This window comes from Alishewanella sp. BS5-314 (assembly GCF_025377695.1).
Lineage (GTDB): Bacteria > Pseudomonadota > Gammaproteobacteria > Enterobacterales > Alteromonadaceae > Alishewanella > Alishewanella aestuarii.
The window spans coordinates 401,860-428,440 of sequence record NZ_JACEHJ010000001.1 but is presented as its reverse complement, the minus strand read 5'-3'; the positions used below and the strand labels follow the sequence as shown (position 1 = coordinate 428,440).

26 protein-coding genes and 1 tRNA gene are annotated in these 26,581 nt (G+C 47.0%); 12 read left to right on the top strand and 15 right to left on the bottom strand.

All coding sequences use genetic code 11. From position 1 onward, the window contains the following. Position 1: 1 nt before the first annotated feature. Positions 2–835, bottom strand: coding sequence for a hypothetical protein (locus tag H1D31_RS01980; RefSeq protein WP_134059089.1), 834 nt, complete (start codon positions 833–835; stop codon positions 2–4). Next, positions 835–2,022: a hypothetical protein gene (locus H1D31_RS01975; protein ID WP_134059092.1), complete on the bottom strand. Its 1,188-nt coding sequence runs from the start codon at positions 2,020–2,022 to the stop codon at positions 835–837. Before H1D31_RS01975 ends, H1D31_RS01980 begins: the two co-directional genes overlap by 1 nt. Positions 2,023–2,345: 323 nt before the next feature. On the opposite strand from H1D31_RS01975, the gene H1D31_RS01970 reads away from it, so the two are divergent. Both H1D31_RS01970 and H1D31_RS01965 read left to right on the top strand, forming a co-directional pair. Further along, positions 2,346–3,179 (top strand): restriction endonuclease, encoded by an 834-nt coding sequence (locus H1D31_RS01970; RefSeq protein WP_261255522.1) that lies wholly within the window; start codon positions 2,346–2,348, stop codon positions 3,177–3,179. 9 nt (positions 3,180–3,188) lie between these two features. Next, a complete protein-coding gene (locus tag H1D31_RS01965; protein ID WP_261255520.1) occupies positions 3,189–3,584 on the top strand; it encodes a hypothetical protein in 396 nt (131 codons plus the stop codon). A 44-nt stretch (positions 3,585–3,628) separates the two neighbouring features. Here H1D31_RS01965 and H1D31_RS01960 read toward each other — a convergent pair whose 3' ends face one another. Both H1D31_RS01960 and H1D31_RS01955 read right to left on the bottom strand, forming a co-directional pair. Further along, complete coding sequence (locus tag H1D31_RS01960; RefSeq protein WP_261255517.1) at positions 3,629–3,841, bottom strand: hypothetical protein; 213 nt, start codon at positions 3,839–3,841, stop codon at positions 3,629–3,631. A 50-nt stretch (positions 3,842–3,891) separates the two neighbouring features. Beyond that, positions 3,892–4,686, bottom strand: a complete 795-nt coding sequence (locus H1D31_RS01955) for a DUF4852 domain-containing protein (RefSeq protein ID WP_261255515.1) — start codon at positions 4,684–4,686, stop codon at positions 3,892–3,894. 116 nt (positions 4,687–4,802) lie between these two features. On the opposite strand from H1D31_RS01955, the gene H1D31_RS01950 reads away from it, so the two are divergent. After that, positions 4,803–5,069, top strand: coding sequence for a helix-turn-helix domain-containing protein (locus tag H1D31_RS01950; protein ID WP_261255513.1), 267 nt, complete (start codon positions 4,803–4,805; stop codon positions 5,067–5,069). Between the two features lie 297 nt (positions 5,070–5,366). Here the strand turns inward: H1D31_RS01950 and H1D31_RS01945 are convergent, their stop codons facing one another. The 3 genes from H1D31_RS01945 to H1D31_RS01935 all read right to left on the bottom strand — a co-directional run bounded on the left by H1D31_RS01945 (position 5,367) and on the right by H1D31_RS01935 (position 9,855). After that, positions 5,367–7,025, bottom strand: a complete 1,659-nt coding sequence (locus H1D31_RS01945; protein ID WP_261255512.1) for a phosphoethanolamine transferase — start codon at positions 7,023–7,025, stop codon at positions 5,367–5,369. Then, positions 7,018–7,743 carry a phosphatase PAP2 family protein gene (locus H1D31_RS01940; RefSeq protein ID WP_248467618.1) on the bottom strand — a complete coding sequence of 242 codons (726 nt, stop codon included), beginning with the start codon at positions 7,741–7,743 and terminating at the stop codon, positions 7,018–7,020. The genes H1D31_RS01945 and H1D31_RS01940 overlap by 8 nt, the downstream gene beginning before the upstream one ends. A 123-nt stretch (positions 7,744–7,866) precedes the next feature. Next, complete coding sequence (locus tag H1D31_RS01935) at positions 7,867–9,855, bottom strand: LTA synthase family protein (RefSeq protein ID WP_261255508.1); 1,989 nt, start codon at positions 9,853–9,855, stop codon at positions 7,867–7,869. Positions 9,856–9,955: 100 nt separating this feature from the next. Between H1D31_RS01935 and H1D31_RS01930 the strand changes: the two genes are divergently transcribed. Genes H1D31_RS01930 through H1D31_RS01920 form a run of 3 tightly spaced genes read left to right on the top strand, consistent with a single transcriptional unit; the run spans position 9,956 to position 12,383 of the window. Beyond that, on the top strand, positions 9,956–10,312 hold the full coding sequence (locus H1D31_RS01930) for a diacylglycerol kinase (protein WP_248467621.1): 357 nt from the start codon (positions 9,956–9,958) through the stop codon (positions 10,310–10,312). Between the two features lie 18 nt (positions 10,313–10,330). Continuing rightward, positions 10,331–10,999 carry a response regulator transcription factor gene (locus H1D31_RS01925; RefSeq protein ID WP_261255504.1) on the top strand — a complete coding sequence of 223 codons (669 nt, stop codon included), beginning with the start codon at positions 10,331–10,333 and terminating at the stop codon, positions 10,997–10,999. Next, the gene (locus H1D31_RS01920; protein ID WP_261255501.1) at positions 10,989–12,383 is read left to right on the top strand and encodes an ATP-binding protein; all 1,395 of its coding nucleotides are present in this window, start codon (positions 10,989–10,991) and stop codon (positions 12,381–12,383) included. Before H1D31_RS01925 ends, H1D31_RS01920 begins: the two co-directional genes overlap by 11 nt. An 825-nt stretch (positions 12,384–13,208) precedes the next feature. On the opposite strand, the gene H1D31_RS01915 is transcribed toward H1D31_RS01920, so the two are convergent. The 5 genes from H1D31_RS01915 to rpsU form a co-directional block, all read right to left on the bottom strand. After that, entirely contained in the window at positions 13,209–13,964 is a 756-nt protein-coding gene (locus tag H1D31_RS01915; protein ID WP_261255499.1) for a reverse transcriptase domain-containing protein, read from the bottom strand. A gap of 546 nt (positions 13,965–14,510) precedes the next feature. Continuing rightward, a tRNA-Ile gene (locus H1D31_RS01910) sits at positions 14,511–14,587 on the bottom strand. A gap of 153 nt (positions 14,588–14,740) precedes the next feature. Continuing rightward, positions 14,741–16,591 (bottom strand): RNA polymerase sigma factor RpoD, encoded by a 1,851-nt coding sequence (rpoD, locus tag H1D31_RS01905; RefSeq protein ID WP_261255498.1) that lies wholly within the window; start codon positions 16,589–16,591, stop codon positions 14,741–14,743. Between the two features lie 85 nt (positions 16,592–16,676). Continuing rightward, positions 16,677–18,431 carry a DNA primase gene (gene dnaG, locus H1D31_RS01900; RefSeq protein WP_261255495.1) on the bottom strand — a complete coding sequence of 585 codons (1,755 nt, stop codon included), beginning with the start codon at positions 18,429–18,431 and terminating at the stop codon, positions 16,677–16,679. A gap of 119 nt (positions 18,432–18,550) precedes the next feature. Continuing rightward, on the bottom strand, positions 18,551–18,766 hold the full coding sequence (gene rpsU, locus H1D31_RS01895; RefSeq protein ID WP_008951050.1) for a 30S ribosomal protein S21: 216 nt from the start codon (positions 18,764–18,766) through the stop codon (positions 18,551–18,553). A 239-nt stretch (positions 18,767–19,005) separates the two neighbouring features. Here rpsU and tsaD point away from each other — a divergent pair, with 239 nt between their 5' ends. Then, positions 19,006–20,019 (top strand): tRNA (adenosine(37)-N6)-threonylcarbamoyltransferase complex transferase subunit TsaD, encoded by a 1,014-nt coding sequence (gene tsaD, locus H1D31_RS01890; protein ID WP_261255489.1) that lies wholly within the window; start codon positions 19,006–19,008, stop codon positions 20,017–20,019. 31 nt (positions 20,020–20,050) lie between these two features. Here tsaD and plsY read toward each other — a convergent pair whose 3' ends face one another. Beyond that, positions 20,051–20,656, bottom strand: coding sequence for a glycerol-3-phosphate 1-O-acyltransferase PlsY (plsY, locus tag H1D31_RS01885; RefSeq protein WP_008609200.1), 606 nt, complete (start codon positions 20,654–20,656; stop codon positions 20,051–20,053). 137 nt (positions 20,657–20,793) lie between these two features. Here plsY and folB point away from each other — a divergent pair, with 137 nt between their 5' ends. From folB to H1D31_RS01870, 3 genes are read left to right on the top strand one after another with little or no spacing between them, the layout of a single operon-like run. Then, complete coding sequence (folB, locus tag H1D31_RS01880; protein ID WP_065955347.1) at positions 20,794–21,156, top strand: dihydroneopterin aldolase; 363 nt, start codon at positions 20,794–20,796, stop codon at positions 21,154–21,156. Further along, entirely contained in the window at positions 21,156–21,644 is a 489-nt protein-coding gene (folK, locus tag H1D31_RS01875; RefSeq protein WP_261255485.1) for a 2-amino-4-hydroxy-6-hydroxymethyldihydropteridine diphosphokinase, read from the top strand. Before folB ends, folK begins: the two co-directional genes overlap by 1 nt. Before the next feature lie 2 nt (positions 21,645–21,646). After that, positions 21,647–22,450 (top strand): undecaprenyl-diphosphate phosphatase, encoded by an 804-nt coding sequence (locus H1D31_RS01870; protein ID WP_261255483.1) that lies wholly within the window; start codon positions 21,647–21,649, stop codon positions 22,448–22,450. Here the strand turns inward: H1D31_RS01870 and H1D31_RS01865 are convergent. Then, positions 22,447–23,676, bottom strand: coding sequence for a multifunctional CCA addition/repair protein (locus tag H1D31_RS01865; RefSeq protein WP_261255480.1), 1,230 nt, complete (start codon positions 23,674–23,676; stop codon positions 22,447–22,449). The two genes, H1D31_RS01870 and H1D31_RS01865, sit on opposite strands and share 4 nt — an antisense overlap. Positions 23,677–23,752: 76 nt before the next feature. On the opposite strand from H1D31_RS01865, the gene H1D31_RS01860 reads away from it, so the two are divergent. Further along, entirely contained in the window at positions 23,753–24,682 is a 930-nt protein-coding gene (locus tag H1D31_RS01860) for an ExeA family protein (RefSeq protein WP_261255478.1), read from the top strand. A 1-nt stretch (position 24,683) separates the two neighbouring features. Beyond that, the gene (locus H1D31_RS01855; protein WP_261255477.1) at positions 24,684–25,382 is read left to right on the top strand and encodes a general secretion pathway protein GspB; all 699 of its coding nucleotides are present in this window, start codon (positions 24,684–24,686) and stop codon (positions 25,380–25,382) included. Positions 25,383–25,386: 4 nt separating this feature from the next. On the opposite strand, the gene H1D31_RS01850 is transcribed toward H1D31_RS01855, so the two are convergent. Next, entirely contained in the window at positions 25,387–26,520 is a 1,134-nt protein-coding gene (locus H1D31_RS01850; RefSeq protein ID WP_261255474.1) for an HD-GYP domain-containing protein, read from the bottom strand. Between the last annotated feature and the right edge of the window lie 61 nt (positions 26,521–26,581).

Below are 26,581 nucleotides of genomic sequence, written 5' to 3'. Positions count from 1 at the left end.
GTTATTTATCGTTGATATGAACAAGCAAGTTATCAGCTGTATTATCAGCCGGACTCACTTTTAAGCTATCCAGTACCATTTGTTGGGTTGCTTTGGCATGTTTAAGCCAGCGTTTATTGCCGTATCCAGGGGCGTAGAGTGTAAAGCTAATTGCAAAGCAAAATTGTTCGCTCAACGGCAGGCAGTAATAATCTACCCCTCTTAATGAAGCTGGAAAGGGTTTGTCTACATAAGACACCCATTCCATACCGTGCATTGTAATGATTTTTGCTGGTTCCAGAGGTGGGTAGTTAATGGATAAGGCAATATGTTTTTCAAGATTATCTAACCGGCTGGTAGACCCTCTGGAGGCAGCTAATTCTGCTTCGGCACGAATCTTTTGTCTGGTACGGGTATTCACCCCCCTGGCTTGTTCGCAGGGATCATCCGGTGTTATTTCGGCGTTATAATGTTCATCATATTCGCGAATAAGGTAGTCAGCCAATTGTTGCCGATCTAATGCATTTACGTCAGACGGAATCCGTTTTAGCCAGAGAGAACAAAATAAGTGGCCTAGTTCACCATCGCCAAAGCGTAGTAAAGGGAACATATAAAACCAGCAGCGAGTTTGCAAATGCACGTAATAATGTTGTCTTTGTTGTTCCATATTACGTTCAAACCAGCCCGGCGTTTTATAAGGAAAATTAACATGACGTGGTGATGCAATGGTTTCGACATTAGAATGCGGCAAGCGCACTTGCACCTGAATATCTTCCAGTAAAAACCGGTGTGTTTGCTGGCGATTTAAATCTGCCCCGCCGGCAAAACCGCGCCATAAGTTTTTAACTAACCCCATTAGCGAACCTTACCTGCATGCATCTGAATATATCGTTGTACCTGCGCTGCTTTTTTATGATTACCCAACATCCATAATTGCTGCCTGTAAGTTTCGATGCCGAGATAAGGCAACGTATGTGGGCTTACACCTGGGCCTGACTTTGGCCCAAATACCAAACCGCAGAATTTTAAGCTGCGGCATAAACTGCTGGGTGATAAATCGTTACCACCTGCTATATTGGGTACCAGATCAAAGGGGTTATTTCTTACGGCGTTAACTTTTATACCTAAGCCACTGGCCATACTGGTTAGTCGTTGTACATTTGCGCCACTACCATGTATCGCCAACTGTTGCAGGTTTAAACGGCCACCATAATGCGCCCGATAATGTATTAATGCGGCATTAAAAATAATTGCGCCCTGGCTATGTACTACCCATTTTACAGACCTGCCTTGCTGTTGCACTTGTGCCAGCACCGCAGCTATATATTGCGCATTATGGGATTTAGTGCGGCTAAGTTTATCAAATAAACATTCTGTCAGGTCCAACATACCGCCATCAGTGGGGTTATGAAACAGCGTATAGGCAGATATCGTATCCATGCTATAAGCCGTCTGGGCATGCACGCCCATTAACCAAGCCGCCTTATTTAAATCGTTCAGCATGCCATTAACTGCAGCATGTTCGGTACGAACCTGATTGGTTGGTTCGATATTTTGTACTGACAGACCTAAAGCGTTGATACCCGTCTCATCTTTCGCTTGATCATAACGTTGATTAGCGTCTCTACCTACATGATATAGCATGGTACGCTCGGCGGAGGAATTGGTTTTTTCGCCAGCCAGAGTTTTATCAAAAAATATTTCATCAATCACTACTTGGCCATTGGCCGCCGTGCGGTATTCAATCAGGTAGTGGTAACAGCGAAATGGATATCGGGTGCGGTAGATACGCCGGAACGGGTTTAAGCTGTGCTTGGTAGAGTAGGTCGTGCTTGGGTAGCGGGTAACGTACTCAATCTCTTTCATTACCTGTTGCTGGTCATAATCGTTCAGACTGGCCAGCATCAACAATGCCTGATGGGTGAGCTGCCATTTGTTAACCAGATACTGAGCCGGTAGCCGAATGCCGTGTTCCTGTGCCATGTTTTTATCCAGGCCAGTGTAATTAAACGCCTGCGTCTTACCAGTATGTATCCAGCTCATTCTTAACTTCCTTGTATCGCATCACTTCTGGCAGCATACACAAAGTTATTTTATAACTCAATATTTACAAAAAAATTGCATTTAAAGTGGTGCGTCCGGCAACCTAATATCATCGCCAACAGCTTTATCTAAACAGCTTCTTATTGGGCAATTAATGGTACTTTTTCAATTATTGCATCACTAACCGTAATCCTCTAAAGTCGGTACATATAGCTTTAAACAGTTAGGGATCACGCGGTTGAAAGATAAGGAAAAGCTCGCTGTTTTCATTGATGCCGATAACGCGCTTGCCCTTAGCAAGGATAAACTTTAGGTGAAAGGATATGGCCAGAAGAAGTAAAAGCAGCTTTATCGAAGATCTATATTTTGTTGCCAGCAAACTGCCCTGGTGGTTAAGTGTTGTCGTAGCAGTGATACTGTTTTTCTATTTGGATAGCAAGGCTGTTATGCCGGAAATTGATCCTAACAACCCTGCTTCACAAGTCTCAGGAATGATGGTTTATCAATTTGCGTATTGGCTCCGTTATATCATCCCGCCTATTTTTCTGCTCGGCGCTGTCGCTTCGTTCTTTGCAAACTTTAAAAGAGTAGCGCTGCTAAATAACGTGCGGTATGACACTACGCCGGTGCAGGATGTACTGGCTTCTGTAAGCTGGCGTGAATTTGAAATGCTGGTAGGGCAGTTCTTTCGGGAAAAGGGTTACAAAGTTTCTGAAACAGCTAACGGTGCCGACGGTGGCATTGATTTGCGGCTCACCGCCAGTGATTTTAAAACTTATCTGGTGCAATGCAAACACTGGAAAGCCAGCAAAGTTCCGGTGAGCGTAGTGCGTGAGCTGTATGGTGTTATGGTTGCAGAGCTGGCAGCCGGTGCTTTTGTGGTAACTTCTGGGCAGTTTACTGACGACGCTCAGGCATTCGCAGACGGAAAGAATATCCAGCTGATAGATGGCCGGTTATTGGTTGGTGCTATAAAAGGTAGAATGCCACAAGCTTCCAAACCAGCGATAACGTCAGTGAAGTCAGCAATAAGTTGTCCGGTATGTAGCAGTGAAATGGTACTTAGAACGGCGAAGAGGGGCGTAAATGCGGGCAACCAGTTTTATGGATGTTCTAATTATCCGTCGTGCCGAGGCACCAAACCACATCAACTTTAAGGTCTCGTTATGAATAAAGCGGTAAAAGCAGACAAATTAAAACCAGATGTACTCCGGGTAACCGAATACATACTAGCCAAAGCGGAGAAAAAGGAGTCTTTCGGTTTAAATACTGCTGCGAATGACCTTAATGGCATTAATAACTACCAGATAGCAAAAATTATGCGTGATATCTGTCTTGATCCCCAGCAGCCGGGTAGTCTTGATAAATATACCACCATTACCGGGTCGCATATCGAAAATGAGCAACAGAACTGGCAGCTAAATGCTAATGCCTACTTCAGCTATTTGTCTTATCTTGCCATCCAGCAAGCTGAGCGGACGAATAAACTTGCAGCAAAAGCGCTGTATGTTGCAATGGTCTCTGCGTTTCTTACGTTGTGCGCGTTACTTATTGCGGCCTAAATTCTGTGTAGAATTTGGCATGCCAAATTCCTATTACAGGAAATTTAGTAGAAGGTATCGTATAGCTGACCTAAAGCCTGAGCATCTTCCGCTTCTGACCGACTCATATGCTCGCCGTCAGCAATAACATTGCCCATACCGTCATCCAACATATCTAGTTGATCACTGTCGCTGTCATCTTCGTCGGAGACAGACAAGATAACCTCTAAAGCCCCAAGAGCTACCAAGCCTGTCACTTTTAATACTTTACCTAACATAATTAGTACCTTCTATAGAAATTTGGCATGCCAAATTTTTAATTAGTAAATTAGCCTTTGGTCGGCGTGATTACCGAGCTGCAATCGCCAGCATTGCTTTCAAGTAGTACTGTATCCGGCGTCAGTACCAGCTGATTCCCCCGGCTTGCTACGTCATTAAACGATGCGTAATAGCGGACACGCCTCTTGCTGTGAGTACTCTTATTGCCAGTGCCACTAAGGGCTAAAGCCAACTCAGGCTCTATTTTCATTTCGCCGTGGTGTGTTTTGGTTATGCGCTTTAAGTAAGCTTCTGCATGCTTAGCTGGGACGGCCACATTGTTGAAGCGATCTGTTTGAACTGAGTAAATATATGCGCCTTGGCCATCAAGCGTTATTTCAAACTGATTGTAGAAAGTTATAGGGAACGACTGTGTTGTAAAATCATACTCGCCCAGCTCAGCCATCCCGGTTACATAGTAAGTGTCTCTATACTGCTTTTCACCATAATAAGTTTCGAATACCTGCTGGCGTCTCGCCCGTTCGAACTCATTAAATTTCTCAGTTTTACTCTGAACAAACTGCTCCAGAGAAATAACTGGTTTGCTGCCTTCCAGGTGATAGCCGACATAAGCCGCATCGTGAAATTCCGTATTCTGTTTTAGTTGCTTAAGCAGGACAGTGCCATCACAGATTGTTGAAGCTTCCACGTTAGCGCTGGTAACAGCATTGCTCTCGCCAGAATTGAGCTTGTTCAGGCCGTTGGTCGACAGCTGGTACTTGTCGCCTTTACCGTTAGTTACGGTAACGCAGCCGCTACAAGCAAGGGCCACAGCACAGGTTAGAGCTACTACTGATATCTTCATAATCTCGCTTCTTTAATATTCGCCAGCCTGAAACTCAGGGTGCTAAGTATTCCTTAGTATCTAGCTGCTATTAAAGCTAAGAAAATCTTAGTTTTCAATAGCCAATATCTCACACTGTGAATAATACTGACGGTTCGCCCTTACCAAAGCGCTTGAAGCAAGCACGCCTTATGCGTGGCTTGTCTCAAAAGCAGCTCGGCATACTTGCTGGGATCGATCGCTTTGTTGCTTCTGCGCGAATGAACCAGTATGAGCGGGGCGTGCATGCACCTGATTTTAAAACCGTTATCGCACTAGCGAACGTATTAAAGGTGCCAACAGCTTACCTGTTTTGTGTAGAAGACGACCTGGCAGAACTTATACTGACAAAAAGTCAAAGCTGAAATTTGGCATGCCAAATTTTTCCACTACGAAGCCAGTTTTGTCGAATCAAGTAATTTTTTAGTAACATACTGAATAATAGCATTTAATTTTCCACCAAGTTGCTACCGCTACCTACCAAATGTTGCAAATTAATCGCCCCACTACTTTCATGCTAAGTACCACTTCATAGGATCTCGGCTTTGTGCCAATAGCGGACGTTGAATGCCAGTTAGGGCTATTCGCTAGTATGGATAACTGTGAATAGCCTAAAAGTTATGCTGTGAACTTGTCCATATTCCTTGTCTATTGGACTTAACTTATCGCACTCTTTTCTTGCAGCTTTTGAAGATATCAAGTTTTGATTCGTAGAGAGCTGTATTCACAGAAAATACTCCTAACAGAGAATGGAACAAATTATCATGGCTAAGTGGCGAACTGCGCTCTTTTTCAATACACTTGGTGTCCAACTCGGATGAGCCTTCATATTCTTTGCTTATCCACCAGAGCATCGGGATATGTGTTTGAGCATCTGGTGCAATAAAGTAAGGTAGGCCATGTAAATAGACACCATTTTCACCAAGTGACTCACCATGGTCTGACATATAAAGCATTGATGCATCATAATATTTTTGCTGTTGAAGGCTGTTGATTATATTTGCCAGTAATCGGTCTGTTGCAACAATGCTGTTATCATATGCGTTGACAATAGTATCGCGAGAACACAACTGTAGTTGTTTATCTATGCATTCTGGTTTAAATACTTTGTCTGATGAACTACTACGCTTGAAATACTCAGGTCCGTGGCTGCCTAACTGGTGCAAAACAATAATTCTATCGGTATCTGCAATGTTTTGCAGTTCCCTATCCAAGGCATCCAATAACAGATCGTCTAAACACTGGCCTTCATTGCAACGAGGGTCTTCTTGCTTATACAGATATTCATGACGAAGTCTATCGCATACCCCTTTGCAGCCTGAGTTATTTTCATGCCAACTCACATCTACCCCTGTGGCTTGAAGGATATCTAATATATTACTGCTGCTTTTAGCTTGAGTTTCATCATAGTTTTCTCGAGTAAAAGCAGAAAACATACAAGGTAGAGAATGGGCTGTTGCTGTTCCACATGATGTAACTTGGCTGAAGCTTACGACAGGTAGTTTACTCAGCAAGGGGTTGGTAGGACGCGGATATCCATTAAGTTGAAAATGATCGGCCCGGGCGGTTTCTCCGACGACAAGTACGAGCAACTTTGGGCGTCCGACAGTTGCATCTCTCTTTGCATCAGTGGCGAGGATATGGAATTCGGTCGGAACCTGCGCTTTTAAAGACTTGACAGTCAACGAGACACTGGCGATAACTGGACTTACCGGTAAAGCTAGATGTTTAACACTTTTGAAATTACGGAAAAAAGAAGCAAGTTCTGCATACTGCGTTACGCCAACGGACAAAAGCGCTATGCAGACAATAGCCAAAGCAGCAATAGAGTGCTGAAAATAAGCCCGTCGAGACAGACGTTGAATTCTGACAATCGAGATTAGCATTAGTGGAAATAGATTCCATTGCATCAAATGGATGACGAAACCAATGCTTATTAACCCTTTTGCTTCTGCCTGATCAGTTTCCACGGCATTCTGTAACATTTCCTGATTAATCAGAACTCCAAAAGTCTGATTAAAATATAGACTCAGGCTACCGGCTATAAATAATAATAAGACTACTGGCTTTAGCAATCGAGAATGGCTAAACATCAGGATAAGCATCAAGTTCAGCAGAAAAACGACTAGTATTAGCACTAAGTGAAGACTAATTTGTCCAGGTATATTGGTTTGCAGTGCTGCAAAAAATGGTCCGTTGAACATTAGCGTCATACTTGCTGCCGCAACTAATGCAAATAATACTGGGTGCCAGCTAGTCGCAGGTTTGTTGAGGTCAGGTGTGATGATAGGTAATGCGTATCGACGAATATAATCAAGCATAGTTGTGTCCCTGAAACTTATCAGTTGGGAGTTTGGTTCGATTGGGGTAGAGCCAAAATACGGCGCAGCTGATTGACCAGCACAACCAGAGAGTCGTCAGGTCATGCGAGAAAAAATGGGCTCCTCGTATTTGTTGTACGATGCCAAGTAAGAGTCCTAGAAAAAGCCCAATCATCAATCCTGTGCGAGATTTCTTTGGAGATACCGGCAGATAATAGAAATAGAGTGCTACCCAGGCGTAACCGACACTAGCGTGTCCTGCTGGGAAGCATTGAGTTGTAGGAATGTCCGCAGGGCGCTTCTCAAACAGCCCGATAAACGGTTGTTCACCACCGAACAATTGTAAATCCCACGGACATTCCATAGGTAAGACGCGTTTGAGAATTGCCACTATGGCGAAACTTAATATCAGGCTCAAAACTAACTTAGTCAGTGCCACTTTTCGCTCATAAGTGTATTCACTACTAAACTTTTGATAGAGCCAAAAACCAAGCACGTTTGCTATAACAACGTTGTTCAGAAAGCGCGCCCCACTGTGCATAACATCACTAAAGAACCAATGATTTGTTAAGCTCCAACTATCCCCTTCCAAATGAAAAAGGGTTGAAGCCAATAAGAAATCGAGTTGATAGCCATACAGAGCGCTAAATACGGCGACGAATATAATGGTGGGTATTACCAGCAGGTTTATGACTTCGTTACTTTTGAACTGCCGCATGCACTGACGCTTCGTGATATAAACATGCCGTTAGAGTAACTATTAAGAATTAAGATTAACTTAAGTACTATGTAAGTTTTGGCTGTTATTGTGAGATAACAGCCAATAGAACCGTTTAGCTTGCTATTGATTTGGTCCTTCACATTTTGCAATGTCAGGGTACTTTCGCTCTCGATATAAATAGGAAGGTAGCTGTACGTGTGCCAATGCGTTTATACGAGAAAGCTCTGATACTGGTTTGTTGCTCAAACTAAGGTGTTGGGATTCTCTGTTATATGTCGCACTGATTGCTTTGTCGTTGGGTCGCAATATGATGAGCTCATCTTCTCGCATTAGTGCAAACAAGTTATCAAATTGAAGAAGTGCTCTACCTGGGCTAGTAGGATCTGCAATAAAATCCCGGCCATCCATAGGATGACACGCAGAAATACCGGCAATACTTAACAAAGTAGGCGCTAAATCAATTTGGCTAGCTACTGACTCAATCGTGCCTGGTTTAACGACTCCACCGAGGATTAATCCAGGAATATGAAATTTCTCAACAGGGATTAGGTTACTACCGTAGACTCTGTTGTCATGGTCAGCCACAATCAAAAACAGCGTGTCGTTCCAGTATTCGCTGGTTTTTGCTTTCTCAAAAAATTTCCCCATGGCCCAGTCGGCATACTTCACCGCATTATAAGCTGTCTGTTTAGGCTGTTCATACAGATCTATTCTCCCATCAGGAAACTCAAATGGTTCATGATTCGTTGATGTAAAGATAAGGCTGAAGAATGGTTTGCCAGATTGATGTAATTGACTTAGTTGTTGATGTGCAGTGTTAAATAAATCCTCATCACTTGCTCCCCAACTGCCAATAAAATCAGGTTCGTTGATTTTTGAAATGTCGACAACATCACTAATGCCGTTGCCGGTAAAGAAGCTGCGCATATTATCAAAGTGTGCTTCTCCCCCATAGATGAACTGGGTGTAGTATCCTTGCTGCTGCAGAATAGAACCCAGAGTAGCGAACCCTTGCTGGCTGTTTGAAAGCTTTACTACACTTTGTGCTGGTGTAGGCATGAAACCAGCTACAACTGCTTCAATACCTCGTACCGAACGCGTACCCGTCGAATACAGATTATTAAACCAGATCCCCTCTGATTTAAGTCTTTCCAAATTAGGTGTAACTGGGGCGCCGCCAAGGGACTGCACAAAAGTTGCACCAAGACTTTCTTGCAGCACAATTACTATGTTTAGAGGTTTAGAACGCTCTATCTGTGCAGACTGCCAGTGTAGAGTAGGAAAATTAGGATCAGGGTAGGAATACTGTTTCAGCCACGGCCAATTACGAGTTTGTTCGAGCATTTCTGGTTCTGATAGCTTGCCATATACTTCAGTACTTCTGGACTCGTGCTTTAGACTATAAATAGCATACAGTACTGAGTAACCTGAGTTAATAACCAGCGAATTAACCATAGCATCAGCGGTAATTGCAAAAAAGGCTGGATTCGCTGGTCGATGCTGAGTGGTAGAGCGTATTCCGGCAAAAATCACAAATACAACTAGTGGCCAGGCTAAAATATGGTACTTAAAAGTCCATAAACGGTACTCATCATTAGGGTTTTTCAGTAGACGTTTAAAGAGCAAACTGCTCAAAATAGTAAGCGATATTCCAAGCAATAACGGAGCTCGAAAACCATGCCATAGAGTAAGAAAAACCTCTTTAGGGTATTTTAAATATTCAATATATAGACGGTTTGGCCGAATATCATACTGCATCAAAAAAGATGGTGTCGACAACTCTAAGAAAGTCAGTGAAATTAGAGCAATCAAGCTCCATAGGTAAGTAAATCTGAACCAGCCGCGTTTTAATGGTGGGTAAGCAAGAAAGAAAGATGCCAGCACTGGGACTGCAGCCAGCAAACACATTAGGATAAAATCGGCTCTAATGCCTTGCACCAGTATTTCGCCAAGTAACTGTGTGGGCTCCACCCTGTCATACATCCAGATAAGTAGCGCAAGTCTACTTAAACTCAATGTTAGCAATCCTATAAAGATCATCCTTACCAAATGTACATATGGACCCCAAACAGAGGCTGCTACTAAATTCTTGAAAACTCCGAATCGCATTAACGTTAATCCTGCAGTTGAATCAGGACTCAGAGTAATTTTTAAAACTTAAGATCCCCTTAAGACTGGGGAATTATGATGGAACTCTTGGAGGTACTACATGAAGAATCATCATACGGGTTGGCGTCGCTTGTTGAGCGCTGCACACTATTCAAAACAAGGCTTTATAAGCAGCTGGCGTTCGGAGGCAGCCATTAGGCAAGAAATTGTCGCACTATGCTTTCTAGTTCCAATTGCTTTCATTGTTGAAGTAAGCTCCGTAGAAAGGGCTTTGCTAATATTGAGCTTGATGTTGGTCCTAGTTGTCGAGTTGCTAAATACAGGTATAGAAGCAGTAGTTGACAGAATTGGCGCTGAGTATCATGTTCTCAGTGGCAAAGCGAAAGATGTCGGCTCAGCTGCAGTTCTTACCATGCTAGTGCTGGCGACAATGGTCTGGTTCATTATTCTTTTTTGAATAAAGAGGTCGAGAGCCATGCGGATTTTGCTAGTAGAAGATGATAAGTTGTTGGCACAAGGGCTAGTGACTGCGTTAGAACGATTGCACTATAGAGTTGAACATTGTGTTTCCGGTAAACAGGCCTTACAAGCTGCTGAAAATAGTCTATTTGATGTCATGATCCTTGATCTGGGGTTACCTGATGGACTTTCTCTTCCAGTTATAAGGAAAATAAGGTCAACCAATCAGTCTCTGCCTATATTAGTCTTAACTGCTTGGGATCATCTGGATACAAAAGTTGATGTTTTGGATGCTGGGGCGGATGACTACGTGTTAAAACCCTGTGATGTTAGAGAGATAGAAGCTCGTTTAAGGGTTATATTAAGACGTCATCAACAACGCAAACAGGATTTGCTCATAAGTAACGAGCTAATCCTGGATTTACAAAGACATGAATGTAGTTTTCAAAGTCAGTCGGTTCATCTTACAACCCGTGAATTTTTGTTACTTAAAGAGCTCATGCTTCATCCCGGCAAGATCCTTTCAAAGCAACACATGGAAGAGGTTAATAGTGGTTGGAATGGAGATAATGAGGGGAATTCATTGGAAGTGCATATTCACAACATTAGAAAGAAAACAGCAGGATATGTCATTAAAACAGTTAGAGGGTTTGGCTATATGTTAAAAAGTCACGATGAAAATTAAAAGTATCAGGAGGATGCTGCTTCTCAGTATCAACGGAGTCATTTTACTATTGATGCTTGTAACGGGAGGCAGTACTTTTTACAGTACCCATCATGAGTTGGACGAGCTGTTTGATGCACAACTCGCACAGTATGCGCGGCTGGTTCGGCATTTGTTACTCGAAGGCCCTAAAGAAGCAATTAACCAAGAACCGGTTATCGAAGTCCCCAGAATTATTGAAGATGGAATAGAACGTACCTCTGCGCAGGAACGACACCCGGAAGGTCATAAGTACGAAAACAAAATAGCTGTACAAGTTTGGAATGCAAGTGGTCAGCTTTTACTGCGCTCTGCCAATGCAGGGACGCATCCGTTACAGCCAATGGAATCAGGTTATCATGTAGTGGAGTTTGGAGGGTTTGAATGGGTTGGTTTTAGCCTGTTTGCAGAAGACCTTAATGTCTGGATTTTTACGGCTCAACGCGAAGATGTGCGTGGAGAGCTCAGTTTTCATGTGACACTTGACCAGTTAGTACCTTTGAGTTTTGCCTTAATTCCAATATTTGTATTAGTTTGGCTTGCAGTGTATTGGGGAACTAATCCCATTCGGGCTCTATCCGCAAAACTGGCTGACAGCGATCCTGCGAATTTTACTCCGCTAGATATGGAGCTGCCACGAGAGTTGCAGCCCTTTCAAAACGCTGTAAATACCTTACTAGCTGAACTTAAGGAATATGTAATTAAGGAAAAAAGATTTATTGCAGATGCCTCTCATGAACTGAGAACTCCACTCAGTATTTTACAGCTTCATACCGAAAATCTGTCGCAAGCGACATCAACTGCTGAGATTTTAGAGGCTAGAGAAGCAATTCAAAGGAGTACAAAGCGGCTGTCTCACCTTGTTTTCCAATTAATGGAGATGCAAAAGCTAGAGCATCTTAACCAGTTACACAAAAAATCAATATCACTGCTGGATGTTATTTCCGATGCGATGGCCCAGATAGAAAGTAGAAATCTTGACAACGTTAACTGGGATATCAAGATTAATAAAAATACGCTAATTTTGGCAGAGCCAGCATTATTTCAGTGTGTTATGCGGAATTTACTAGATAATTCAGCGAAGTATGCTCCACAAGGCTCTGTAGTTAGAGTAGAGCTTGAAGAGTTAACGGACGTCTATAGGCTGATAGTAGCAAATCAAATTCCAGCGGATACTGTCCCTGACTTAGTTAGATTAGGGGAACGTTTTTTCCGGCATACTGCTCATCAAGATATTGAGGGGTCTGGTCTTGGTCTATCCATCGTAGCTAAGATAGTCGAGCTCCATCGAATGAATTTGAGCTATCAACTTTTGGATGGCAAGCTGTTCATTGCTAAATTATTAATTCTTAAAAGTGGGCTTTGAATAACACCTTACTCAGTTCAAACTATCGAAAACGCCCAGATTGAGCTACGAATCAGAGGTGCTACTGGTCTCGCCAAAAGATACTGCGAGCTACAAAAGAAATTAATGTTAATGAAAAAACTATGCTTTTAGTCTTCAAGGTGCAGCAGATTTAAATATTCCTCACTAAATAAGGACGATTCTTGTGCTGATGCTTTATGTCCGCTTTTCGCTCAAAGCTGAAGATCATTTAACTAATGATTGCTATAACTGGAGTTCACGTTGTGTGAAAAAGAGCGACCTTGAATTTTCGGCGTCAATGATGTTGCACTAACAAAAGAGTAGCAGTTGAAATTTGGCATGCCAAATTTTCTTCCGTCATTAGGCTAATCTGGTCGGACAGTGTTACTTTATTGGAAACCATTTAAGCTAATCAGAATGGGTTAAACGGTGATCAATCTGTTTAAATGAGTAAGCTATCCAACCGAACAGAATCTGCTTATAAAAAAAGCTCGGGAGATTTCACCCTACCTTTTTCCAGCGGAATGTGTTGAAAATCGATTAATGTATTTTCTGACAGCGCATGCCGCGATTCGTCACCGATAGTGGCGGCCCACCACCTGAGTGCTGAAATAGAGCTATGGTGCATCTGGGAACGACCCAGGAGGCGCGTAATCCATCAGACGTTAGGAGTTTATCGTCTGTAGTCTTCGAGGATAGTCGTGTGGTCCCCACACGCGCAGCTCATGAAATTGAGCTGTCCTTCTTAAGAACTGGCATGCGCTGTCATCTGTCTTAAACAGCTAACTCAAGTTTATGGTTTAGGTGATTCCAGAACTAAATATTTTAAAGTGAGCCAGCTTGACTGATGTTTACTGTTTTCACGTAACCGATAATTGCATCAATTTTTGCTTGGTTTTCAGTGTTCAAGATCTCTTGTTTAAACGCATCAAGCCTATCAGCTGTTATGTTCAGTGTCTGTGGAGATAACTCGATATTAAAGCTTTCAAGGGTATGTGAGGTAAGTCTGACTTTTGATGGGTTAACTTCAAAATGTGATTTTGACGCAGCACTCAAGAGTTCATTTAGAAGTGCATCAACATCGCTTTCAGAATTTCCCGAAATTACTATGTCATCCATATAGACACTAATTTTACAGCTCTTACATTTTCGTTCTATCAGACGTCCAAGATAACTGTCTCTTAAGCAAATTGAAGCCAAAATTGGCGACTGAACAAAGCCATAAGGGAGGCAATGACTGAAACTCTGCTGATGTGATACTGGAACGGTTGAAACTGTTGCTATTTCCCTTGCAGCTGAATATCCGACTAGACTTTTTATCGAGCGAGTTATTCGTGTTTTACTAATACTGTTAAAAAAGTTCTTTATATCGAATTTTGCAAAATATGAGTCAGACTGATGGTACTTTAATGCTGCTACATGACCACCGGCTAGAAGGTGGTAATAGTTTGCTGGCCTTTTCCAACGCATTGACAAAGTAGTATGAATTTTTTTGCCGAATGCATACATTTCATCACTAGGGACATAAACCCAAAGGTCCTTTTTAAGTAAAAATTTATTGTCCCAACGTTTTGAAAACATATTCTGTAACAGTTCTTGTAATTAAAAGCCACGTTAATGAACACAACGATTTCTTGAAGCAGCTTCAAAACGGTGGTAACCAATTTTGTTGCTAGAATCGCGATAATCAAGCGTTCCTTAACTAGGCCATAGTTAGATTTATTTTTCATAACTATGTCCCTCCACATTCACACCCGACTGGTCCTAGCGCAAAGCGCGTGGCCTAATTAACTAAGGGCGACTGTATGAAACGAGTACGTACAGCGCGCCAAGTAGCATCACACAGTGACAAGTGGAGCGTCAGGCGCGGGAAGAACTCCAGTTGCCTAACGTCGAGTGAGATCTCATAGTATGTGCTTGTTGCCATAATATCAACGGATCTATTGTAGGTTGTCAGGTAGTTCGTAGGTTTAGCTGTTCAGGCCGTCAAAATAACCTGAAAGCGAATTAAGCCACCGAGAAACGCAGTGTTTTACAAATATCTGTTAAGGTTATAGCATGTCGGTAGCACAGAGGTAGCACCGAGCTATTTTCAGGAAGTAGGGTAAAACGACAAGCCTTTAAAAATGGTGGCCCCAGCTGGACTCGAACCAGCGACCGATCGATTATGAGTCGAGTGCTCTAACCAACTGAGCTATGGGGCCATGCAAACGCGAGGCAGTATAAAAACTTTTACTAACTTTGTCATCCGGCTTCTGACACTAACTTCAGTTGGTTGCTGCTTTTTTACGCTGAAAACGCTTAAAACACCAAAGGCGCTAAATAGCGCCTTTAGTTTCTAGCGGACAGAACTGTAATTACTCGTCCAGGAAGCTTTTTAGTACTTCAGAGCGTGAAGGGTGGCGCAGCTTACGCAGGGCCTTGGCTTCAATTTGCCGGATCCGCTCACGTGTTACGTCAAACTGTTTGCCCACTTCTTCCAGCGTATGGTCGGTATTCATATCGATACCAAAACGCATCCGCAGTACCTTGGCTTCGCGGGCGGTTAAGCCGGCCAGTACTTCGTTAGTGGCGTTTTTCAGGCTTTCCATGGTCGCAGAGTCCAGTGGTGATTCACCGCTGGAGTCTTCGATAAAGTCGCCCAGATGCGAATCTTCATCATCACCAATCGGCGTTTCCATTGAAATCGGCTCTTTGGCGATCTTCAGTACCTTACGGATCTTATCTTCCGGCATTTGCATCCGTTCTGATAATTCCTCTGGTGACGGCTCGCGACCCATCTCCTGCAGCATTTGCCGTGAAATCCGGTTCAGCTTGTTGATGGTTTCAATCATATGCACCGGGATGCGGATAGTCCGCGCCTGGTCAGCGATAGAGCGGGTAATGGCCTGCCGGATCCACCAGGTCGCATAGGTTGAAAACTTATAACCACGGCGGTATTCGAATTTATCTACCGCTTTCATCAAGCCGATATTGCCTTCCTGAATTAAGTCCAGGAACTGCAAGCCGCGGTTGGTGTACTTCTTGGCAATCGAGATCACCAGACGCAAGTTCGCCTCAACCATCTCTTTTTTCGCGCGGCGGGCTTTGGCTTCACCAATCGACATCCGGCGGTTGATATCTTTAATTTTAAAGATGCTGAGGCCAGTTTCTTCTTCGACCTTCTTCAGCTTTTCAATGCAGCGAATTAACTCGTCTTTGGCTTCCGCCAGTTTTGCAGAGTAAGGTTTATTGCCGCTGATTTCCGCATCAACCCAGGCGGTTGAGGTTTCGTGGCCGGTAAAGGCTTTAACGAAGTTTTTCTTCGGCATCTTGGCGTATTCAACGGCGTGTTTCATTACCAGCCGTTCCTGCACCCGCACCCGGTCCATCATCTCACGCATGTTTTTAACCAGGCGGTCGAATTGTTTAGGCACCAGGCGGAAGCAGCGGAATACTTCGCTCAGCTTTTCAATTTCGGTTTTGGTGGTGGCGTGCTCGCGGCCGTTCTGCACGATAGAGTTACGGGTCACTTCGTACTGGGCACGCAGCTCGGCAAACTTCTGTTTTGCCAGCTCCGGATCCGGACCGCTATCACCGTCATCGCTATCGCCGTCGCTTTCTTCATCGCTGTCATCGTCACTGATGTCAGCATCTTCCTGATGCTCTTCCGGCAGATCCGAACCGATATTGCTGCCCATGACCGGGGCATCGTCCACTTCATTCGGGTCAACGAAAGCAGACACAATATCGCTTAAGCGGATTTCTTCTGCTTCGTACTTGTCCCACTGTTCCAGCAGGTAAGTAATGGCTTCCGGATATTCGGCGACTGAAGTTTGCACCTGGTTGATACCGTCTTCGATCCGCTTGGCGATATCAATCTCGCCTTCGCGGGTCAGTAGTTCAACGGTACCCATTTCCCGCATATACATCCGTACCGGATCGGTAGTACGACCCAGTTCTTTGTCTACGCTAACCAGGGCCTGAGCCGCTTCTTCTACCGCGTCTTCATCGGCGGTGGCATCAGACATAATCAGATCATCAGCGTCTGGGGCACTTTCAAATACCTGAATGCCCATATCGTTGATCATGCGAATAATATCTTCGATCTGATCAGAGTCGATAATGTCTTGTGGAAGGTGATCGTTCACTTCGGCAAAGGTCAGATACCCTTGCTCTTTACCTTTCAGGATCAGGAGTTTTAACTGCGACTGAGGACTTTGCTCCATAGAGACTTATCTTCCACCAAAGTTGTTAATCTAAAAATGCGAACTAGCGATTATAACAAAGCGGGGCTTTTCTAGCCAGCCGCCGTTAACTCACCGGACGCGGTTTTTTGCTTTTCAGCGCTTGCAGCAGCAAATGATATTCCTGCCACTCGGTTTTTGTCAGTTGTTGTAACTTGTCTTTTCGTTCCAGCGCTTCCAGCCGTTGTTGCAGATATAAATCCTCAATCGAATGAAAGGTATCGAGGAAGTCCTGCGTCAGCTGCTCGGGCGCGATTTGATGTTCCCAACTTGCTAACTTTAACAGTATGGTATGCTCTGGCAGATCTCTCCAGTATTCCAGTAATTGCGCTGTGGTAACCCCGGGTTTCGCCAGAATATGCTGTTGCAGGCTCAACAATAAATTGATGCCTGGCAAGGCGGCGTCGGCCAGCTCGGGGGCATCCGGCATGACCTGCACTAAGCCCGGATTTTGCAGCAACAGGGCAATAGCCCGACGCATTGGGGTTATTTTTAGCGTGGTCGATGGCGCCGTTGGCCGTGCTTTGGCCTGAGCTTTGGTTGTGCGGGCACTTTGGCGGCCGAGTAAATTATCCAGCTTGCTGCTCAGCTGTTCCTGATAGTAGGTGCCCGGCACCTGGCGGATCAGCTCCGTAGCCTTAGCCGCCAGCGCGGTTTTACCGGCATCGGAGTTGGGGTCGCTTTCAGCCAGTAAATGCTCAAATAAATATTGGCTGAGAGGCCTTGCTTGTGCCAACCGTGCTAAAAAGGCGGCTTTGCCTTCTTTTTGCACCAGCGAGTCCGGGTCTTCACCATCGGGTAAAAATACAAATTTTAGCTCCACACCGTCTTTGAGCTGAGGCAGGGCATTTTGCAGCGCGCGCCAGGCAGCATCACGGCCGGCGCGGTCACCGTCATAGCAGCAAATCACCTGGCTGGTATAGCGAAACAGGGTATGGAAATGATCTGAGGTCGTGGCGGTGCCCAAACACGCCACCGCAAAGCGGATATCGTGTTCCGCTAATGCCACTACATCCATGTAGCCTTCGACCACCAGTAACCGTTCCAGATGACCCGGTTGCTGCCGCGCTTCATACAGGCCATACAGCTCACGGCCCTTGTGAAATAGCCGGGTTTCCGGTGAGTTCAGGTATTTAGGCTGGCCATCACCCAGTACCCGGCCACCAAAAGCAATCACCCGGCCGCGCTTATCGCGAATGGGGAACATCAGGCGGTCACGGAAAAAATCAAACTCACGGCCGTTGTCGTTGCGGCTAATCAGTTTTAAATCGTAGAGCTGGTCGCGTTTGGCTTTGCTGTTGGCGTTAAAATGCTTCAGCAGCCCATCCCAGCTCTCTGGCGCGTAACCCAGCTGGTAGTCGGCAATACTCTGCGCACTCAGGCCACGTTTGGTCAGATAGGCCTGCACCTCTGCTGCTTTCGGATGCTGTTGCAGCTGTTGCTGATAATAACTGGCCGCTTGTTGCATTAGCGTGTAGTCATCAGCCTGAGCTTGTGGTCTGTTATTAAATTGGCCTTTTTCGCGTGGCACTTCCAGATGCAGATCTTTAGCCAGCTCTTCAATGGCTTCAACAAATTCCAGCTGCTCAAATTCCATCATAAAGCTGATGGCATTGCCATGTGCGCCGCAGCCAAAGCAATGGTAAAACTGCTTATCCGGGCTGACAGTAAAAGACGGGGATTTTTCGTTATGAAAAGGGCAGCAGGCCGTGTAATTGCGGCTACCGGCTTTTTTAAGCGGTACGCGCTTATCAATCAGTTCTACTATGTCCGTACGGGCCAGTAGTTCATCGATAAATTGACGGGGAATTTGTCCTGCCACTGTTGTCCTTTTTATTCGGGTCTTAGAAAAAGACAAACCGTGTTCGAAGAACACGGTGTGCAGATAAAGCATTTAAACCAGGGCTGGTGAGCCCTGCACCGTTATCCGGCAGCTGTAACTTAGTACAGGCGGATACGACGTGCGTTTTCGCGAGACATTTTCTTCGCGTGACGCTTAACAGCAGCAGCTTTCTTGCGCTTGCGGATCCACGTTGGTTTTTCGTAGAACTCTTTTGCACGTACGTCAGCTAAAACGCCGGCTTTTTCACATGAGCGCTTGAAACGACGCAGGGCTACGTCAAACGGTTCGTTCTCTTTTACTTTAACTACAGGCATTAAATTCTCACCTCAGGCCAAAACTGGTTTTCGTTAACCAATACGATTAAAAATGGTGCGGTATTCTACGCAAAAAGCACCACTAAAGTAAAGCGCTTGTGCGATCTTAAATCAGATCCTCTGGCGACCAGGGCGCCAAGCCGCTACAATGCACGTTTTTAAGGGCGAGGAGTATAGCGAAGTGTGCTGCACTTAGCGATCTTTTTCCCGCTTTAACGCCCGAAATTGAGGTTTAATACATGCGAGTACTGGGAATAGAAACGTCCTGCGATGAAACCGGCATTGCCATCTACGATGGTGAGTGCGGCCTGCTTAGCCATGTATTGTATAGCCAAATCCCGCTGCATGCCGATTATGGTGGCGTGGTGCCCGAACTGGCGTCTCGCGATCATGTCCGTAAAACCCTGCCACTGATCAAGCAGGCGCTCAGCGAAGCCGGTTTAACCGCCGCCGATATCGATGGCGTCGCTTACACTGCCGGCCCCGGCCTGGCGGGTGCGTTACTGGTCGGGGCAACGTTGGGCCGCAGTTTAGCCTTTGCCTGGCAAAAGCCGGCGCTGGCGGTACATCATATGGAAGGCCATTTGTTGGCACCGATGCTGGAAGAGAGAGCCCCCGAATTTCCGTTTCTGGCGTTGCTGGTCTCAGGCGGTCATACCCAGTTGGTGGCAGTGAAGGGCATCGGTCAGTATCAGTTACTGGGGGAGTCGATAGACGATGCCGCCGGTGAAGCCTTTGATAAAACGGCCAAGTTGATGGGGCTGGATTATCCGGGCGGACCGTTACTGGCGAAACTAGCCACGCAGGGTGATGCGACTAAGTATGCTTTTCCGCGGCCGATGACCGATCGTCCCGGGCTGGATTTTAGCTTTAGTGGCTTAAAAACCGCGGCCTCGATGGTGATTCAAAAAGAAGGCAACTCGGCACAGGTGCAGGCTGATATCGCCGCCTCTTTTCAGCAGGCAGTGGTGGATACTTTGCTGATTAAATGCCGCCGCGCTTTGGAGCAAACCGGCTACAAGCGGCTGGTAATTGCCGGTGGTGTTAGTGCTAATGAATCACTGCGCCAGCAACTGGCGGCATTAATGCAAAGCCTGAAAGGGGAAGTGTATTATCCACGTAAGGAATTTTGCACCGATAACGGCGCTATGATTGCCTTTGCCGGTTACCAGCGTTTAAAAGCCGGGCAGCAACAGGATTTATCGATTGGTGTTACGCCACGCTGGCCACTGGAGCAGCTGCCAGCGATTTAACGCGGCACTTATGGAAACGGTCGCAAGCGGGTTATTCGCGTACCCGCTTGGATTTATCCCAAATCTTACTTTCCTGCCGGCGGTAGAGCCGGCGGATATTTTCATGATGACGGGCAATAATCAGGATACTTAGCATCAGTACCGGCAAGGTATAGAGTGGTTTGATCCACCAGGTGAAGAGCGGCGCCAGCGCGACGGTGATCAGCGCACCGAGCGACGAATAACCGGTCAGTAATACTACCAGCAGCCAGGTACCAATCAGCAAGCCCGCCAGATCCAGTCCAATCGGCATCATGGCGCCAAAGGCAGTGGCCACGGCTTTGCCGCCTTTAAAGCCAAAAAATAATGGATAGATATGCCCCAGGCAGGCGCAAATCGCAATAATCCCCAACCACAGTGGTTCAATTTTCAGAAAGTATGAGCCCCAGACCGGGATAGTGCCTTTCAGGATATCGAAGACCAGCACCAATACCGCTGGCAATTTACCACCCAGGCGCAGCACATTGGTGGTGCCGGGATTACCTGAGCCATGAAAGCGCGGATCCGGCAGACGAAATAACTGACACACCAGCACGGCCGACGAAATCGAACCCAGCAGGTAAGCAGCTAACATCATGATCAGGATCAGCAGGGTCATTCCGTGGTTCCTCAGCACCCATTTTTGCGATACTATGACGACAGTTTATTCGGGCAGCAGAATACGGGTGTTCCTGCATTTCACCTATCCGACCAGCCTACCTGAAACGAAAAATAACGCAATGCGGAATTCACCGGATGGATATCGTTTTTATCAAGCAACTTGCCGTTGATACGGTGATTGGCGTTTACGACTGGGAAAAACAGATCAAGCAGCGCTTATTGCTGGATCTGGAACTCAGTTATGATCTGAGCCTGGCCGGACACAGTGACGAACTGCGCCACACGCTGGACTATGCGGTGATTAGTGAACGGGTGGTGACGTTGATTACTGCGCAACCGCTTGAACTGATCGAAACTGTGGCCGAGCGGGTTGCCCAGCTGCTACTCAGCGAGTTTGCGACCCAGGATGTCAAGGTCACAGTGTATAAGCCGGGTGCCGTGCCTGCGGCGCAAACCGTTGGTGTCAGCATTCAGCGTAGCCGCGAGGCGCTAAGCTAATGGCGTTGATTTATATTAGCGTCGGCTCGAATATCGACCGGGAGCACTACGTGCGCGCTGGTGTACGTAAACTGGCCGAACATTTTGGTGCTTTGACCCTATCCTCAGTGTATGAAAGCGAAGCGGTCGGTTTTAACGGCGACCCTTTTTATAATCTGGTGGTCGGTGTCGAAACGACGTTGAGTCTGACCGAGTGCGTCACGCTGTTAAAAGAAATTGAAGATCAGTTTGGCCGGGTGCGCGGTGCGGAAAAATTTTGTGGTCGCACCCTGGATCTGGATTTACTAACCTACGATCAGCTGGTGTGTCAGCAGCCGGTGGAGCTGCCCCGTGGTGAGATAACCGAAAATGCGTTTGTGCTTTGGCCGTTGGCCGAAATTGCCGCGGAACAAATTCATCCGTTAACCCAACTAAGCTACGCGACTTTGTGGCAAAACTACGACAAACCCCAGAAACTCTGGCCAATTGATTTTTCATGGAGTGACTAATCTTGAGCATGCTTGAAGTGATTATCCTGTCGATTATTCAGGGTATTACCGAATTTTTACCTATTTCTTCCTCCGCCCATTTGATACTGCCTTCCGCCATTTTCGGCTGGGAAGATCAGGGCATTGCTTTTGATGTCGCGGTGCATGTCGGCACCTTATTGGCAGTAATGTTGTATTTTCGGCAGGATATTGCCAATCTGACGGTCGGTTGGATTAAAAGTCTGGGTGGTCAGCATAGTACTGACAGCAAGCTGGCCTGGTGGGTGATTCTGGCGACTATTCCAGCGGGGCTAGCCGGATTGCTGGCTGCAGATTTAATTGAAACCTTCTTACGCTCGCCTTGGGTTATTGCGGTAACTACCATTGTGTTCGGCTTACTACTCTGGCTTGCTGATGCCACAGCAAAGCAACAGGTTGCTATGGAACAGATGGGCTGGCGCCAGGCACTGATTATCGGTATCGCTCAGGCAGTGGCGCTGATCCCGGGGACCTCACGCTCTGGTATTACTATGACAGCCGCGATGTTACTGGGCTTGGATAAAGTGAGCGCGGCACGGTTTTCGTTTTTGTTGTCGATCCCGATTATTGTGCTCAGTGGTGGTTATCAAACCACGAAATTACTGAGTGAACCAGCGCAATATGATATTAGCGGTATTCTATTTGGAGTCTTGCTATCTTTTGTTAGCGCTTTGGTTTGTATTCATTACTTTCTGAAAATTATCAGCCGGATGGGCATGCTACCCTTTGTAATTTACCGGCTGTTATTGGGTGTAGGCTTAATTATATTGTTAAGTTTTAGCGCTTAAGACAATTTGTCAGGCCTGGCTGTACTTATGGCATGCAGCCGGGCTTGGTATAGTGCCTCTTTAATCGCCGGGCCTGTGATACCCGTAGCCATGACCTGTTGCGCTGTGACCTGCAGCGCGGCCTCTGCTAACTGTTGTAAATAAGCGGCCTGCGCATACTCCGCCTGCTCAAAGCCGGTACGGCCGCGCAGATCGGCAGTGCAGCAAAGCAGGATCTCGTTCAGTCGCTCTGGTTTACGCCATAAATCTATCGCATTGAAAAACTTCAGCACGGTGCTGGCTTTTAGCTCTTGGGCGCGGTGCACCAGCTGATGATACTCGCAAACCAGAAGTGCCAGTTCACGGCAACTATTGGGTATCCGTAAGCGCTCACACAGCTGCTGGATTAATGGTAAACCCGAATGCTCGTGGCCATGATGGGAAGGTAACAGCTCGGTTGGGGTAACCCCTTTACCCAGGTCATGTACTAAACTGGCAAAACGGACTTCGATTTTTTCTGACAGCTTTGCCGCCTGTTCCAGCACCAGCAAAGTATGGACTCCGGTATCAATTTCCGGGTGCCATTTTTCAGGTTGGGGTACGCCCCACAGCGCGGCCAGCTCGGGCATCAGGGCGTCAAGCGCACCACATTGCTGTAACAACGCAAAGTAAGCGGCCGGGGTTTGTGTCGCCAGCGCTTTGGCAGTCTCGACCCACACCCGCTCTGCACTCAGGGTTTGTAATTCGCCACTGCGACTTAGTTGTTGCATCAAAGCCAGTGTTTGTGGTGCGACCTTAAAACCTAAATGGGCATAGCGGGCATAAAAGCGGGCAACCCGCAGCACCCTGAGCGGATCCTCCACAAAGGCAGCAGAGACATGGCGTAGCAGCTTGTGGGCAAGATCCTGCTGGCCGCCAAAGGGATCAATTAGCTTGCCGTCAGCGGCTTTGGCAATCGCATTAATGGTCAGATCACGACGGGCGAGATCTTGCTCCAGCGTCACATCAGGCGCAGCATAAACGCTAAAACCGGTATAGCCAGAGCCGGCTTTACGCTCGGTACGGGCCAGGGCGTATTCTTCTTTGCTTTTCGGATGCAGGAATACCGGGAAATCTTTACCCACCTGCTGATAGCCCAGTTCCAGCATCTGCGCCGGGCTGGCGCCGACGACGACATAGTCACGCTCAGTAAAGGGATAACCCAGCAGTTCGTCGCGCACGGCGCCGCCAACAAGATAAATTTGCACACGCTTTCCTGATTGCTGTTTTTTTGCCATTATACCCGCCTTGGCCTAATTTGCAGTGCTGATAAACAGGATAGCGATGTATAGCGGATTTTTTGGTTTTAACAGCCCGCCGTTTTCGATAGCACCCAACCCGGACTTTATGTTTTTAAGCCCCCGCCACGCGGAGGCTTTGGCTCATCTTCGCTTTGGTCTGGGTGATGCCGGTGGTTTTGTGCTGTTAACCGGCGAGGTCGGTACTGGTAAAACCACGGTATCGCGCAGCCTGTTGCAGGAGCTGGACGAGCAAACCGATGTCGCCTTTATCCTAAACCCGACGCTGTCGGAGCTGGAACTGCTGGCGGCGATCTGTGATGAGCTTAAGATCCGCTATAAAAAAACCGACGCCAGCCTGAAGCTACTGGGCGATAAAATTACCCAACGATTGCAAAAAAATCATGACGCCGGCAAAAAGACCATCCTGATTATCGATGAAGCTCAGCATTTACAGCCGGCGGTACTGGAGCAACTGCGGCTGTTGACTAATCTGGAAACCAACACCAAAAAACTGCTACAGGTGATTTTGATTGGTCAGCCAGAACTGCAACAACTGTTACAGCGCAACGATTTACGGCAGCTGGCACAGCGGATCACCGCCCGTTATCATTTGCTACCGCTTAACCTTAGCGAAGTGCAGCAGTATGTGCGTTTTCGGCTGAAAGTGGCCGGCTGTGAGCGGCCGGTCTTTAACGACAAGGCAGTGAAAAAGCTGTACGAGCTCAGCGGTGGTATTCCGCGTTTACTTAACCTGCTGGCTGATCGGGCGTTATTGGCAGCCTATGGTAAACAGCAAGCGGTGGTTGAAGCCAACGAAGTGCAACGGGCTGCGGCCGAGATCCTGCCGCTGAATCAAGCGTCGACGACTGAGAAAAGCCTGCCAGGCTGGCTCTGGCCGCTATTAGCGTTGTTCGGTATAATCCTTGGCTTCTTACTGGCAGTACAAGTTCTGCCGCTGTGGCGTGGAGACTAAGATGTCGATCCTGATGGATGCGTTAAAACAACAAGCACCGGTTGCGGCACCGGTTTCACAGTTCTGGCGCAATCTGGCGATTAGCCTGGCCTTGTTATTGGCAGTGTTAGCGGGTTTTATTGCCGGTTATCTGCTGCTGCCAGGTAAGACAACTGCTATTGCAGTTACCGAGCCCGTTGTTACCCCGGCCAGTAGCACTACTATTGCAGCCACACTGTTGCAAGCGCCAGCCACGGCGGTTGCACCAGCGCAGTCGGCTAAGGTTGAAGCGCCGACGCCGGTAATCGAAACGCTGCCTGAGGCGCAACCTGTAGTCACGCTAACCACCAATACCGCCCGTGCTGAACCAGTGGCACAGCCGGAACCGGAAGTATCGGCGGAGCTGCGCGAGCGTTTTGCCAGTGCTCTGGCTGAGACGGAGCAAAGTCGTCCGGCGGCCAATCTGACCGCACACAGTGCGCCGGCGCAGGATGTTGGCATGTTGGATCTGACCTTACAACGTCAGTTACCGCGCCTGAAGTTCGAAGCGCATGTGTTTGCCACCCAGCCAGCACAGCGCTGGGTTAAGGTGAATGGCAAGTCGTTACAGGAAGGGCAGTGGATCACTGCTGATGTGCGCTTGAAAGAGATCACCCCGCACTATGTGTTGCTGGAGTTTGGTAATACGCTGTTCAGTATGCGAGCTTTAAGCGAGTGGTAAGCGATTACAGGTAATTCCTGACATCCAGCCCCAGTTTTCGCAAATCCACACAGGCTTCGATCTGTTCGTCCGGAAAACGGGCCAAATCTACCACCTTAGGCGGAATATGGTGCTGATGCACACTATGGTAGAACACCTTTACCTTCGGCGCCGTCGGCTTTTTGCTGTTATTTTCCAGCACCAGTGCCAGCCGGCCGGTGCTGAGTTTTACTACTGTGCCGGGTGGATATACCCCGATACATTTAATAAATAACTGCAGTAAATCCCCATCCAGCTTAGCGGGCGCTAATGCCAGTAACTGCCGGGCAACAACTATTGGATTAACATAGCCATGCTCCGGTGCTGACAGCTGTTCGTACTGGTTTACGATGGCTAACATCTTACTGCCATTATCCAGCTGATGATCGCGGATTGGCGGCTGGCCACTGCCATCCGGGCAGGCGCAATGTTGGCTGATCCACAGTGAAATATCACCGGCCAGGGCCGCGCTGCGCTGCAATACGGCCAGACTGGTGCTGATTGCCGCGGCGTCTTCGGCGTGCAATAACTGCGGATTTTGGGCTTTACCGACATCATGTAACAGTGCGGCCGTGATCAGGGCCTGAATTTTATGCTTCGGCAAGTTCAGAAAGCGGGCAAAAGCTGCCATGTAGATAGCACAATTTAAACTGTGCCTAAGCAGTTGATCACTTTGTTCCGCAATACGCCCCAGGCAAAGTAACACATCGGGGTTGCGGCTAACCGCATCAGACAAGCCGGCACTGACTTCATGCACCAGGCTCAGATCAATGGCTTCATTATGGGCGGCAGCTTGCAGTACTTGCTTTTGGATGGCCTGAGTCTGTTCTATCACCCGGGCTGCTTTAGGTTGTTCATCGGCAAACAGTGCCCGAAAGGCGGCCGGTTCAGCGCTGGTGGCGGGTTCGGTTGGTGTCGAAACCGGTTCTGCTGTGGAGCTAAGCTGCCGGGCCGGATCAATCGCCACCACCAGCACGCCCTGTTCACGCAAGCGGCGAATAGTTTCTGTGCTACGTACCCAGCCGGCATGCTTGATCGCCAGATCACCGGTTTGCTCCAGCACCTGAACGACATAGCTACCAGGCTGTAGCTGATCAATGGTTACGCGCTGATAAGACATCTATCCTTGCCCTGAATCCTTAAACTACAACTACTATCATAGCAAAAAGCCCACCATCTGG

Bases quoted from the DNA above. Each gene is read 5' to 3' on its own strand.
- folB (WP_065955347.1), top strand. From the start codon at position 20,794: ATGGATATCGTTTTTATCAAGCAACTTGCCGTTGATACGGTGATTGGC.
- H1D31_RS01955 (WP_261255515.1), bottom strand. From the start codon at position 4,686: ATGAAGATATCAGTAGTAGCTCTAACCTGTGCTGTGGCCCTTGCTTGT.
- tsaD (WP_261255489.1), top strand. From the start codon at position 19,006: ATGCGAGTACTGGGAATAGAAACGTCCTGCGATGAAACCGGCATTGCC.
- H1D31_RS01915 (WP_261255499.1), bottom strand. From the start codon at position 13,964: ATGTTTTCAAAACGTTGGGACAATAAATTTTTACTTAAAAAGGACCTT.
- H1D31_RS01925 (WP_261255504.1), top strand. From the start codon at position 10,331: ATGCGGATTTTGCTAGTAGAAGATGATAAGTTGTTGGCACAAGGGCTA.
- rpoD (WP_261255498.1), bottom strand. From the start codon at position 16,591: ATGGAGCAAAGTCCTCAGTCGCAGTTAAAACTCCTGATCCTGAAAGGT.
- H1D31_RS01960 (WP_261255517.1), bottom strand. From the start codon at position 3,841: ATGTTAGGTAAAGTATTAAAAGTGACAGGCTTGGTAGCTCTTGGGGCT.
- H1D31_RS01930 (WP_248467621.1), top strand. From the start codon at position 9,956: ATGAAGAATCATCATACGGGTTGGCGTCGCTTGTTGAGCGCTGCACAC.
- H1D31_RS01940 (WP_248467618.1), bottom strand. From the start codon at position 7,743: ATGCGGCAGTTCAAAAGTAACGAAGTCATAAACCTGCTGGTAATACCC.
- H1D31_RS01965 (WP_261255520.1), top strand. From the start codon at position 3,189: ATGAATAAAGCGGTAAAAGCAGACAAATTAAAACCAGATGTACTCCGG.
- H1D31_RS01945 (WP_261255512.1), bottom strand. From the start codon at position 7,025: ATGCTTGATTATATTCGTCGATACGCATTACCTATCATCACACCTGAC.
- H1D31_RS01850 (WP_261255474.1), bottom strand. From the start codon at position 26,520: ATGTCTTATCAGCGCGTAACCATTGATCAGCTACAGCCTGGTAGCTAT.
- H1D31_RS01970 (WP_261255522.1), top strand. From the start codon at position 2,346: ATGGCCAGAAGAAGTAAAAGCAGCTTTATCGAAGATCTATATTTTGTT.
- H1D31_RS01980 (WP_134059089.1), bottom strand. From the start codon at position 835: ATGGGGTTAGTTAAAAACTTATGGCGCGGTTTTGCCGGCGGGGCAGAT.
- H1D31_RS01935 (WP_261255508.1), bottom strand. From the start codon at position 9,855: ATGCGATTCGGAGTTTTCAAGAATTTAGTAGCAGCCTCTGTTTGGGGT.
- H1D31_RS01860 (WP_261255478.1), top strand. From the start codon at position 23,753: ATGTATAGCGGATTTTTTGGTTTTAACAGCCCGCCGTTTTCGATAGCA.
- H1D31_RS01975 (WP_134059092.1), bottom strand. From the start codon at position 2,022: ATGAGCTGGATACATACTGGTAAGACGCAGGCGTTTAATTACACTGGC.
- folK (WP_261255485.1), top strand. From the start codon at position 21,156: ATGGCGTTGATTTATATTAGCGTCGGCTCGAATATCGACCGGGAGCAC.
- H1D31_RS01855 (WP_261255477.1), top strand. From the start codon at position 24,684: ATGTCGATCCTGATGGATGCGTTAAAACAACAAGCACCGGTTGCGGCA.
- rpsU (WP_008951050.1), bottom strand. From the start codon at position 18,766: ATGCCTGTAGTTAAAGTAAAAGAGAACGAACCGTTTGACGTAGCCCTG.
- plsY (WP_008609200.1), bottom strand. From the start codon at position 20,656: ATGACCCTGCTGATCCTGATCATGATGTTAGCTGCTTACCTGCTGGGT.
- H1D31_RS01920 (WP_261255501.1), top strand. From the start codon at position 10,989: ATGAAAATTAAAAGTATCAGGAGGATGCTGCTTCTCAGTATCAACGGA.